This window comes from Citrobacter youngae (genome assembly GCF_003818115.1).
GTDB lineage: Bacteria > Pseudomonadota > Gammaproteobacteria > Enterobacterales > Enterobacteriaceae > Citrobacter > Citrobacter youngae.
The window spans coordinates 184,509-195,707 of the sequence record NZ_RPOI01000005.1 but is presented as its reverse complement, the minus strand read 5'-3'; the positions used below and the strand labels follow the sequence as shown (position 1 = coordinate 195,707).

General features: G+C 52.1%; 10 protein-coding genes. 3 read left to right on the top strand and 7 right to left on the bottom strand.

Annotated elements, in window-relative coordinates; all coding sequences use genetic code 11:
- The first annotated feature begins 50 nt into the window (after positions 1–50).
- Entirely contained in the window at positions 51–1,190 is a 1,140-nt protein-coding gene (gene bglB, locus EHN13_RS05040) for a beta-galactosidase BglB (RefSeq protein ID WP_124021019.1), read from the top strand.
- On the opposite strand, the gene mrdA is transcribed toward bglB, so the two are convergent.
- Positions 1,162–3,099, bottom strand: coding sequence for a penicillin-binding protein 2 (gene mrdA, locus EHN13_RS05035; RefSeq protein WP_115643243.1), 1,938 nt, complete (start codon positions 3,097–3,099; stop codon positions 1,162–1,164). The two genes, bglB and mrdA, sit on opposite strands and share 29 nt — an antisense overlap.
- A gap of 287 nt (positions 3,100–3,386) precedes the next feature.
- On the bottom strand, positions 3,387–5,120 hold the full coding sequence (gene argS, locus EHN13_RS05030; protein WP_124020992.1) for an arginine--tRNA ligase: 1,734 nt from the start codon (positions 5,118–5,120) through the stop codon (positions 3,387–3,389).
- A gap of 238 nt (positions 5,121–5,358) precedes the next feature.
- Here argS and EHN13_RS05025 point away from each other — a divergent pair, with 238 nt between their 5' ends.
- Complete coding sequence (locus tag EHN13_RS05025; RefSeq protein ID WP_048211361.1) at positions 5,359–5,925, top strand: VOC family protein; 567 nt, start codon at positions 5,359–5,361, stop codon at positions 5,923–5,925.
- Positions 5,926–5,927: 2 nt separating this feature from the next.
- Positions 5,928–6,674, top strand: coding sequence for a copper homeostasis protein CutC (gene cutC, locus EHN13_RS05020; protein WP_048211362.1), 747 nt, complete (start codon positions 5,928–5,930; stop codon positions 6,672–6,674).
- Positions 6,675–6,894: 220 nt separating this feature from the next.
- Here cutC and cmoB read toward each other — a convergent pair whose 3' ends face one another.
- The 5 genes from cmoB to EHN13_RS04995 are packed head-to-tail and all read right to left on the bottom strand — an operon-like array spanning position 6,895 to position 11,157.
- Positions 6,895–7,863, bottom strand: a complete 969-nt coding sequence (gene cmoB, locus EHN13_RS05015; protein WP_124020991.1) for a tRNA 5-methoxyuridine(34)/uridine 5-oxyacetic acid(34) synthase CmoB — start codon at positions 7,861–7,863, stop codon at positions 6,895–6,897.
- Positions 7,860–8,603: a carboxy-S-adenosyl-L-methionine synthase CmoA gene (gene cmoA / locus EHN13_RS05010; RefSeq protein ID WP_005127669.1), complete on the bottom strand. Its 744-nt coding sequence runs from the start codon at positions 8,601–8,603 to the stop codon at positions 7,860–7,862. Before cmoA ends, cmoB begins: the two co-directional genes overlap by 4 nt.
- Before the next feature lie 40 nt (positions 8,604–8,643).
- Positions 8,644–9,039, bottom strand: coding sequence for an MAPEG family protein (locus tag EHN13_RS05005; RefSeq protein ID WP_003034689.1), 396 nt, complete (start codon positions 9,037–9,039; stop codon positions 8,644–8,646).
- A gap of 52 nt (positions 9,040–9,091) precedes the next feature.
- Positions 9,092–9,862: a DUF72 domain-containing protein gene (locus tag EHN13_RS05000; RefSeq protein ID WP_124020990.1), complete on the bottom strand. Its 771-nt coding sequence runs from the start codon at positions 9,860–9,862 to the stop codon at positions 9,092–9,094.
- Positions 9,844–11,157, bottom strand: a complete 1,314-nt coding sequence (locus tag EHN13_RS04995; RefSeq protein ID WP_109862707.1) for a tyrosine-type recombinase/integrase — start codon at positions 11,155–11,157, stop codon at positions 9,844–9,846. The genes EHN13_RS05000 and EHN13_RS04995 overlap by 19 nt, the downstream gene beginning before the upstream one ends.
- Between the last annotated feature and the right edge of the window lie 42 nt (positions 11,158–11,199).

Sequence of the window (11,199 nt, the reverse complement as noted above, 5' to 3'; positions counted from 1 at the left end):
AACTGGAACAGGGTGCAGCATTGAATTCGACACTGACAGAGGTTAAGGAAATGATTGTTTACCCGGTTAAACACAGTCCATTGTTGCGTCAACCAGAACATTTTATTGCCAGGGATGAATTAAAAACGCTCATTAAAAAGGTGACGCATAACCTGGTCAATATTCATGATGAAACGGGCGAGTTCTTGCTGCGGCTGGATGACGGACGTGTTATTGATACCAAAGGCTGGGCCGGATGGGAGTGGACGCACGGCGTTGGCCTATACGGAATGTATCAGTATTATCAGCAAACTGGCGATGCAACGATGCGCGATATCATCGACAGCTGGTTTACCGAACGCTTTGCGGAAGGCGCAACAACCAAAAACGTTAACACCATGGCCCCGTTTTTAACGCTGGCATATCGTTATGAAGAAACGCGTAATCCGGCGTACCTGCCGTGGCTCGACAGCTGGGCGGAGTGGGCAATGCATGATATGCCCCGCACCGAGTTTGGCGGTATGCAACACATCACGCTGGCAGAAGAAAATCATCAACAGATGTGGGATGACACGCTGATGATGACGGTGCTGCCGCTGGCGAAAATTGGCAAGTTGCTCAATCGTCCAGCGTATATCGAAGAGGCCACGTATCAGTTTCTGCTGCATGTACAAAATCTGATGGATAAGAAAACGGGGCTGTGGTTCCACGGCTGGAGCTATGTGGGACGGCATAACTTCGCAAACGCCCGTTGGGCGCGTGGTAATAGTTGGCTTACGATGGTGATCCCGGACTTCCTTGAGCTTATCGATTTGCCGGCAAACAGTGCCGTTCACCGTTATCTGGTGCAGGTTCTCAATGCGCAAATTGCAGCTCTGGCGGAATGTCAGGATGAGAGCGGGTTGTGGCACACCTTACTGGACGATGCTCAGTCATATCTGGAAGCCTCCGCAACGGCTGGATTCGCTTACGGTATTCTCAAAGCGGTGCGTAAACGCTATGTCGGGCAGGAATATGAGGGGGTGGCGGAGAAAGCTATCAGAGGTATTGTGCAACACATTTCCCCTGAAGGGGAGTTGCTACAAACCTCGTTTGGCACCGGCATGGGGCACGATCTCGATTTCTACCACAACATCCCACTCACCTCTATGCCTTACGGGCAGGCAATGGCAATGCTGTGCCTTACCGAATACTTGCGTAAGTACTATTAATCGTGTCGTTCGCTGACGCCGTGCTGACCGGGCCTGGTTGTTCTGCGGCATCGGGTTGCCCGCTGTTGTCCTGCGGCGCAAACAGATGGTCCATGATTTGACGCATGACCGGCGCGGCGGTAACCCCGTCGCTGCCGCCGTTTTCCAGAATCAATGCGATGGCGACTTTTGGATTCTTATACGGCGCAAATGCGGTATAGAACACATGGTCACGCAGTCGTATGGGGATCATCTTCGCATTGTAAGTCTGGTTTTCTTTCAGACTAAAGACCTGTGATGTCCCACTTTTGGCTGCGATGCCATAAGGTGCCGTATGGAAAAATTTATATCCGGTACCGTTTGGTGCATTCGCCATGCCGAACATCGCCTGACGCACCAGTCCCCAATAGGGTGATGAAGCAGAAGCAATTTGTGTGGGTGCCTCCGGTGCCTGATAGTGAGTGATTGATTTGCCGCTTTCTTCATCCTGTAGCAGGTGAGGGGCAATAACTTTCCCGTTGTTAATCAGTGCGACCATCGCTTTTACCATCTGAATTGGCGTGGCAATCCAGTAGCCCTGGCCGATGCCGACCGAAATGGTATCTCCCTGGTACCAGGCTTTTTTATGCACCCGTTGTTTCCAGTCGCGGCTTGGCAGCAGGCCGTTGTACTCTTCATCAAGATCGATGCCGGTCGGTTTGCCGTAGCCAAACTGGCTAAGCATGCTGTTAATGCGGTCAATTCCCATCATATACGCCACCTGATAAAAGAACGTGTCGGCAGACTCTTCAATCGCTTTGGTGACATCCAGCATACCGTGGCCGGTTTTCTTCCAGTCCCGGTAATGTCGCTCGGTGCCGGGGAGCGTCCAGGTGGGCGCGCCGAAGAAGCTGGTCTGCGGCGTGATCACGCCGTCCAGTAACGCTGACATCGCCATGTACGGTTTTACCGTTGAGGCAGGAGGATATAACCCCTGGGTGACGCGGTTAATTAATGGCAGGTCTTTATCCTGCAACAGCGTGTTGTAATCCTGGTAGCTGATGCCTTTGACAAACGGGTTCGGATCGTAGCTGGGGTTTGAGACCATTGCCAGCACGGAGCCATCATGGGGATCTTCCACCAACACCGCGGCGCGTTGGCCCACCAGCAGGCTTTCAATGTATTCCTGCAAGTGTAAATCCAGCGTCAGATGGATATCTTTGCCGGCTACAGGGGGAACGTCTTTAATCAAACGTACAATACGCCCGTGATTATCAACTTCCACTTCCTGATAACCCGTTTTGCCGTGCAGATCATTCTCGTAGTAGTGCTCAATGCCCTGTTTACCGATGTTGTGATCGGCGGCGTAGTTCTCTGCCAGTCCTTTTTTATCCAGTGCTTTCAGATCGCTATCGTTGATTTTTGATACGTAGCCAAGTACATGTGCCAGCGCCGCCCCATAAGGATACTGGCGATCTTCGTAGCTATTGATGGTCACGCCGCTGAAATGGAACTGGTTCACAGAAAAACGGGCAATTTCTACATCGGTCAGCGCATTTTTAAGTACTACCGGCCGATAGCGGCTACTGGCCTTCAGTTCATGGCGAAACTGGTCAATATCATCTGGCGTGAGGTCAACAATCGGCGTGAGTTGTTTCAGCAGGGCGTCCATATCGCTGATTTTATAAGGCGTAACAGAAATGTCGTACCAGGTGACATTTCGTACCAGCGGGATACCGTTGCGATCATAAATGATACCGCGCGTTGGGGCGACGGGCAGCATTTTGATGTCGTTTGCATCCGATCGGGTGGTGTAATACTGGTGTTGACGGATTTGTAAGTTGTAGAGGTTATAAATCAGGATGCCAAAACAGATGACGACCAGGCCAAAGGCCACCATTACACGCCGCTGGAAAAGTTTTTCTTCCGCCTCAAAATCTCTGAATGTCATTGACCCGTACCCGATTAATTCGCCGCCTAATGATACGGAGGCGTAAACGGGATGACAGGCAAAAAATGTTCCATCCCTCTACGGAAATGTGTCATTCCTTGTGAGTTGTTACAAATTACAGCGAACGTAGTCGTTTCTCGTAGGCCGGATAAGGCGTTTACGCCGCCATCCGGCAAGGTGCGCCTGACCGCCTGATGGCGCTTCGCTTATCAGGCCTACGAGGGAGGTCATTCGGGAAAATAAAAAAGCCCGCGACATAGCGCAGGCTTTCACATCACTCGAGGTGATTACATGCGTTCTACGGTTTCGATACCCAGCGTATCCAGACCCAGCTTCAGGGTTTTCGCCGTCAGCTGTGCCAGTTTCAGGCGGCTGTTACGAATTTCTTCGTTTTCAGCACTGAGGATCGGGCAGTGTTCGTAGAAGCCAGAGAACAGGCCGGCAACGTCGTACAGATAAGCGCACATCACGTGCGGTGTACCTTCACGTGCAACAACGGTCAGCGTTTCTTCAAACTGCAGCAGGCGGGCGGCCAACTGAGCTTCGCGATCTTCGTTAATAATCACCTGCGCATTTGCCAGCGCGCTTTCGTCGATATCCGCTTTACGGAATACGGACAGTACGCGGGTATAAGCATACTGCATGTACGGCGCGGTATTGCCTTCGAACGCCAGCATGTTGTCCCAGTCGAAGATATAGTCGGTGGTACGGTTTTTCGACAGATCCGCATATTTCACCGCGCCGATACCAACGGCATTCGCCAGTTTTTCCAGCTCATCAGCAGGCATGTCCGGGTTCTTCTCGGCCACCAGACGACGTGCGCGCTCCAGCGCTTCATCCAGCAGATCGGCCAGTTTTACCGTGCCGCCCGCACGCGTTTTGAACGGCTTACCGTCTTTACCCAGCATCATGCCGAACATATGGTGTTCCAGCGGTACGGAGTCCGGCACATAACCGGCTTTACGCACGATGGTCCAGGCCTGCATTAAATGCTGATGCTGACGGGAGTCGATGTAATAGAGGACGCGGTCGGCGTGCAGCGTTTCGTAACGATACTTCGCACAGGCGATATCGGTCGTGGTGTAGAGATAGCCGCCATCTTTCTTCTGAATGATAACGCCCATCGGTTCGCCTTCCTTGTTCTTATACTCATCAAGGAATACGACGGTAGCGCCTTCGCTTTCAACAGCCAGACCTTTCGCTTTGAGATCGGCCACAATGCCCGGCAGCATCGGGTTGTACAGGCTTTCGCCCATCACGTCGTCACGGGTCAGAGTCACGTTCAGACGGTCATAGGTTAACTGGTTCTGCGACATAGTGATGTCGACCAGTTTGCGCCACATCTCGCGGAAATATTCGTCGCCGCCTTGCAGTTTCACCACATAGCTACGGGCGCGCTCGGCGAAGGCTTCATCTTCGTCGTAATGTTTTTTCGCATCACGGTAGAAACCTTCCAGATCGGCCAGCGCCATCTCACCGGCATTTTCCTGCTGCTGTTTTTCCAGCCATGCGATGAGCATACCGAACTGAGTGCCCCAGTCGCCGACGTGGTTAGCGCGGATAACATTGTGACCAAGGAACTCCAGCGTACGTACCGCAGCGTCGCCGATGATGGTGGAGCGCAGGTGACCCACGTGCATTTCTTTCGCGACGTTAGGTGCGGAGTAGTCAACCACAACGGTTTGTTTAGCCTGTTGGGTAACGCCCAGACGATCGGAGGTCAGCGCCTGCTGAACATGCTGCGCCAGAAATGCCGGATCGAGAAAAATGTTAATAAAGCCCGGGCCCGCAATTTCAACTTTGCTGGCGATCCCGTTGAGATCCAGATGAGTCAGCACCTGCTCAGCCAGTTGTCGCGGCGCCATACCCAGTTTTTTCGCGACAGCCATCATGCCGTTAGCCTGATAGTCGCCGAACTGTACTTTTGCTGACTGACGAACCTGCGGTTCGCAATCTGCAGGCGCGCCTGCAGCAATCATGGCCTGACTGACTTTTTCTGAGAGAAGAGCCTGAATATTCACCGGAATACCTTACATTTATGAAGCGGCTTAAAATTGACCGCACCAGTTTAAGAATTAAGGCCGGGAGTATACTGCAAATGCCCGTTGCCGTCAGCATTGCGAGTACCGCCAGCAGCCTGAAATATAAACATTGTTATTACGTATAATTATTCATATCGCGCTTAAGAAAATCAGCAGTTGGTTGGGGCTGCGCAACAGGGTAAATTAGCCGCTTTGAACATGGATATGAGCTTTCATTATGGCGAACTGGCAAACAGTTGCAGAACTGCATGATATTTCCGCAGATTTACCGCATTTCATTCAGGCGTTAACGGATCTTTCCACTCGCCTTGGGCTGGATGTCTCATCGCTTGAAGCCGATCACATTTCTCTGCGCTGTCATCAAAATACCACCGCAGAGCGCTGGCGTCGGGGATTTGAACAGTGTGGCGAACTGTTATCAGAAAATATCATTAATGGCCGACCGATTTGCCTGTTCAAGCTTGATGAACCCGTTTGTGTGCAACACTGGCAATTTACCATCGTAGAGCTGCCATGGCCGGGCGAAAAACGCTATCCGCATGAAGGCTGGGAGCATGTTGAAATAGTTCTGCCGGGTGACGTGGAGACGTTGAATGCGCGAGCGCTGGCGCTGCTTTCTGATGAAGGATTGAGTCAGCCGGGGATTTTCGTGAAAACCAGCTCGCCAAAAGGAGAGCGTGAGCGTTTACCGAATCCGACACTGGCGGTCAGTGATGGCAGCGTCACCCTCAAATTTCATCCGTGGTCAATTGAAGCGATTGTCGCAAGCGAGCAACAGGAGTAAATATGACATTGCTGGAAATCTGCTGTTACAGCATGGAGTGCGCGCGCACGGCGCAGCAAAACGGCGCGGATCGTATTGAACTGTGCTCGGCGCCCAAAGAAGGAGGCTTAACGCCGTCGCTGGGGGTGTTGCGCTCTGTACGCCAGCATGTCTCTATTCCCGTTAATCCCATTATCCGTCCGCGTGGGGGCGATTTTTGTTACACCGACGGTGAATTTGCCGCGATGCTTGATGATATCGCGATGGTCAGAGATTTAGGTTTTTCAGGGCTGGTGACCGGCATTCTCGATGTGGACGGGAATGTCGATATGCCACGTATGGAAAAAATAATGGTTGCTGCGGGCCCGCTAAATGTCACGTTTCATCGGGCCTTCGATATGTGCGCCAACCCATTAAATGCGCTGAATAAATTGTCCGATTTAGGCGTCGCCAGAGTACTAACTTCCGGGCAAAAATCAGATGCAGCGCAAGGTTTAACAAAAATAATGGAACTTATTGAGCAGGTGGATGCTCCAATCATTATGGCCGGAGCGGGGGTTCGCGCCGCGAATTTATCCCTGTTCCTCAACGCTGGAGTGCAGGAAGTCCACAGTTCTGCCGGAGTATGGCTGGCTTCACCCATGCGGTATCGCAATTCGGGGTTGTCGATGTCTTCGGATACGCAGGCGGATGAATATTCCCGCTATGCGGTTGACGGGGCGGCGGTTGCTGAAATGAAGGCAATCATTGCGCACCACCAGGCCAGCTGATTTTTACCGTTGCATCATGTCGCCCAATATGATGCTTGCTCGTACCAGGCCCCTGCCAATTCAACAGGGGCCTTTTTTTCTCCTTCATATTTCAAGCCGCAGCAGCGTTGGCCGCCTAGCTCACCCTGGCCACGTAGTTATCTACGCTCCCGGGGATTTGCTGCGTTGCCGCCTTGCTGCAACTTGAACTATTTTGGAGAAACGGTGCTCCGGCAATCCATTACGGTTTACGTGCAATCAATACCGCGCGCAGTGGGGCGGGGTAGCCTTCCACCGTCTTGCTGTGGTCGTTCGGGTCAAGGAAGTCGGCCAGCGATTCGGTTATCATCCATTCGGTGCGACGTTGTTCTTCGGTAGTGGTCACACACACGTCGGCGATACGAACATCGACAAATCCGCATTTTTCCAGCCAGTTTTTAAGCGCCAGTGCGGATGGAATAAAGTAGACGTTACGCATTTGCGCGTAGCGATCGCCTGGTACCAGAACGGTATTTTCATCACCTTCGACCACCAGCGTTTCCAGCACCAGCTCTCCGTCTTTTACCAGTTGATCTTTCAACTGCCAGAGATGTTCCAGCGGTGAGCGGCGGTGATAAAGCACGCCCATAGAGAATACGGTATCAAAGGCGTTGAGCGCCGGAAGCTGCTCAATACCCAGCGGCAGCAGATGCGCGCGCTGATCGTTACCCAGCAGTTTACGTACCGCTTCAAACTGACACAGGAACAGCTGCGTAGGATCAATGCCAACCGCCAGATGCGCCCCCGCGCCAATCATGCGCCACATGTGATATCCGCTGCCGCAGCCAACATCAAGAATGGTACGTCCGGTGAGGTCAGACAAATGCGGCAGAACGCGATCCCACTTCCAGTCGGAACGCCATTCGGTATCAATATTGACGCCGTACAGCGAATATGGACCTTTGCGCCACGGCATCAGGTTACGCATCAGGGTGTCGATACGTTTAAGCTGACCTTCGCTGAGCGGCTCCTCGCTTTCGGCAGTCACGCTATGCAGTAAATCCAGACGATGTGGCGTCAGTTCCGGCAGAAACTCCACGGCATTCGACCACTGCTTAAACAAGCCGTGTTGATCGCGCTGCCAGGTCGCGATTTGCGCTGGCAGCGTTTCCAGCCAATGGGAAAGATGATTTTTGGCAATCAGCTGATAAAAGTTACCAAAGTCGATCATGCGCTAGCCTCAGCTTTCAATGCCACCAGAGAACCAAAGTTGAAACACTGGAACCATAATTCGCTGTGCTCAAAACCTGCCTGGTGCAGACGCGCTTTGTGCGTTTCAACAGAGTCAGTTAGCATCACATTTTCCAGCATGCTGCGCTTCTGGCTGATTTCCAGTTCGCTGTAGCCATTGGCGCGTTTGAAGTCGTGGTGCATGTTGAACAGCAGCTCGCCAACTTTGGCATCTTCGAAGCTGAACTTCTCTGACAGCACCAACGCGCCGCCGGGGTTTAACCCCTGATAAATCTTATCCAACAATGCCTGGCGCTCAGGTGGTTCAAGGAATTGCAGGGTAAAATTCAGCACCACCATCGAGGCGTTTTCGATAGTTATGTTGCGAATATCGCCTTCGACCACGTCAACAGGCGTGGGGGCTTTATAGGCATCGATATGACGACGACAGCGCTCAACCATGGCCGGGGAGTTATCGACGGCAATAATTTTGCAATTCTCATGATGGATATTGCGACGTACCGAGAGCGTCGCCGCGCCCAGAGAACAGCCCAGATCGTAGACCTGCGTGTTGGGTTGCACGAAACGTTCGGCCAGCATGCCAATCATCGAAATGATATTGGAATAACCAGGAACGGAACGCTGGATCATATCCGGGAAGACTTCAGCTACCCGTTCATCAAAGGTCCAGTCACCCAGACTGGCGATAGGCGCAGAAAAAAGCGTGTCGCGGTGAGACATAACGTAAAAATCCGGGAAAAATAAAGTGGCGTATTGTGCGCTAATGCAGGGAGAAAACCAACTCCCAGGGCATATACCAAAGATTCGCCAGCACCATTAGCAACAGTGAACACCAGGTGGCGCTCATGCCGGAACGGCGCCAGCGGAAAAGACGGTGGTGGAATCCGTAATAATGCATCAGTCGCCCGGCAATCAACATCAGCCCGCAAAGATGCACCATCCACGTTTCTGCGCCGTTCATTTCCATAAATAACAGCAGCACTAATGCAACGGGAATATATTCCACCGCATTACCGTGAATGCGGATAGCGCTTTGCAGCTCACTAAAGCCGCCATCACCATAGGCAACGCGATATTGCATGCGCAGGCGAACGACGTCAAAGGAGAACTTTATTAACAATAACGCACCCAGGACGGCATAAAGCGCGCTTACCATACAAACTCCCTTTTAAAATGGCTGCTGGCATTGACTATGATAGGTGGCATTTTCAGAAAAGAGAAGATTGCTGTGGAATCGACGGTGCTGATCCGATCTCTGGCAGGGCACTACGTAAATCTGCCCATAGCGTGTCTACCAGCTCAGGAGCCTGTGCGATATCCGGCGTGTGCAAAAACAGGTATGGCGTGCTGGTCTGTTGCCAGAGTGGCAACTTTGCCAGCCAGGCGGCGAAAAATGCCCGGTTCTGAGCCATATCATCGCTACCGATAAAACGGACCATCGGGTGGGTTGCCGTCACCACCGCATGCACCGGGACCTTAGGTTTCTTACGTTGAGCATCGCGTATCGCTTCCGTGTGTGGGATCGCGGCATGGACCGGACGGCTGTCTAAAATGACCCGATTAATTCCGCGTTCATGCAGACCCCGATTGAGCCGGATCTCTGATTCACCTTTCGCAAAGAAATCCGGATGACGAACCTCGACACCGTAGGTAAACGTTTTAGGGAGGGCATCGAGGAATTGCCACAGGGCAGGGAGGTCACGCGGGCCGAACGTGGCAGGTAGCTGCAACCAGTATTGTCCGATACGGGCATCCAGTGGCGACATGCGCGCGAAAAATTCCTGTACCAGGTCATCACAATTACGCAGCGCAGCCTGATGTGAAATGGTGGCCGGAAACTTAAAACAAAATCGAAACGCATCGGTGGTCTGTGCATGCCAGCGCGCAACAATCTCGGCTTTTGGCAGTGCGTACAGCGTGGTGTTGCCTTCCACACAGTTAACATGTCGGGTATGTTGGGTTAACTGACTGATTTTAATAGTCCTATGCTGTTTGTTTGTGGCCTATGGGGCATCAATGGGGCAAAGTCGCCCAGCTTCTGATTCAGCATTGCGATCTGCTCTGCGTTATTGTCTGCCATCCATGCGCCGTACACATTGAAAACCATCTGCGCGCTAGCGTGCCCCATCTGACTGGCTATAAAGCTTGGATTGGCGCCGGCGGCGAGTGACCAGCACGCGTAAGTGTGGCGCGACTGGTAAGCTTTTCGATGCCTGATACCCGCCTTTTTTAGCCCTGCGTCCCATGAGTCACCAAACGAATCCACCTTGTAGATAATCCCCACATCCTTACTTCGACGGACTATCTTAGGGTTAAAGACAAATGTACACCGGTGCTTCGCCGTTCTACCATACTCACGCAATTGCACGTTGATGTGATGCTGTTGCCCGAGTCTGGTCATTTCCATCTGATTCCTTAAAACATCGATGGCTGGCTGAATGAGGTGTATCACTCTATCCGTACTGGCGTCAGTTTTCGGTAGTGTGAACTCGCCCAGCTTTGTATAATTGCGGCGAATTGTTATTGTACCTGCCTCAAGGTCGATATCTTCCCATGCCAGGGAAACCAGCTCCCCGTGACGAACACCTGTGTACACCGCCAGTGACCACATGTTTTTCGTCTGCTGATGCCGGCATGCATCTATCAGACGGATGAACTCATCACGACTGAGCGGGTCTGGCTCTACCCTGGCTCTTTTTAATGGCTTTATTCCATCAAAGGGATTTGCCTTTATGTACCCATTATCGGCGGCGAACTGGAACATTCCGGCGATAGTCGTCATGTAGTAATTGACGGTGACCGCGCTCCGGCCCTTAACGGGGATCCTGCCCTTTACAGCGCACTGATAACCCATCAAAAGCTCTTTCCTGATATACAGCAACTCTTCTTTCTCAATCGCTGTCACCAGTCGGCTAGACCCGATCAGCGGTACAACAACAGCAACGACCGACTCGTACCGTTTGTGCGCGTTCGAGCTGATTTCCATCTTTTTCAGATCCAGCCACTTCTCTTCGAGTTCTTTCACTGTGATTTCTTTCTTTCCCAACCCAAAAATTTTAAGGTTAGGTGAATCTGGAAACCGTTCAGCATAATCAAAGCTTCCCGTGCGGATGGCAAAGCATACCGACACCCGCAGTTCCCCGGCTATCTTTCTGTTCTTAGCGGTGTCAGGGACACCGAGGCTTTCCCTGACACGCTTACCTTTAAAATTAAACCAGATGCGTAAAGTGCCACCGTGGTTTTCGACGCCTGTTGGATATGTGACTTTATCCATTGATACCTCCAGACGCCCAAGAGCGATATGAGCTTACCTTTT

Bases quoted from the DNA above. Each gene is read 5' to 3' on its own strand.
- bglB (WP_124021019.1), top strand. From the start codon at position 51: ATGATTGTTTACCCGGTTAAACACAGTCCATTGTTGCGTCAACCAGAA.
- mrdA (WP_115643243.1), bottom strand. From the start codon at position 3,099: ATGACATTCAGAGATTTTGAGGCGGAAGAAAAACTTTTCCAGCGGCGT.
- EHN13_RS05025 (WP_048211361.1), top strand. From the start codon at position 5,359: ATGGCGAACTGGCAAACAGTTGCAGAACTGCATGATATTTCCGCAGAT.
- cutC (WP_048211362.1), top strand. From the start codon at position 5,928: ATGACATTGCTGGAAATCTGCTGTTACAGCATGGAGTGCGCGCGCACG.
- cmoB (WP_124020991.1), bottom strand. From the start codon at position 7,863: ATGATCGACTTTGGTAACTTTTATCAGCTGATTGCCAAAAATCATCTT.
- cmoA (WP_005127669.1), bottom strand. From the start codon at position 8,603: ATGTCTCACCGCGACACGCTTTTTTCTGCGCCTATCGCCAGTCTGGGT.
- EHN13_RS05005 (WP_003034689.1), bottom strand. From the start codon at position 9,039: ATGGTAAGCGCGCTTTATGCCGTCCTGGGTGCGTTATTGTTAATAAAG.
- EHN13_RS04995 (WP_109862707.1), bottom strand. From the start codon at position 11,157: ATGGATAAAGTCACATATCCAACAGGCGTCGAAAACCACGGTGGCACT.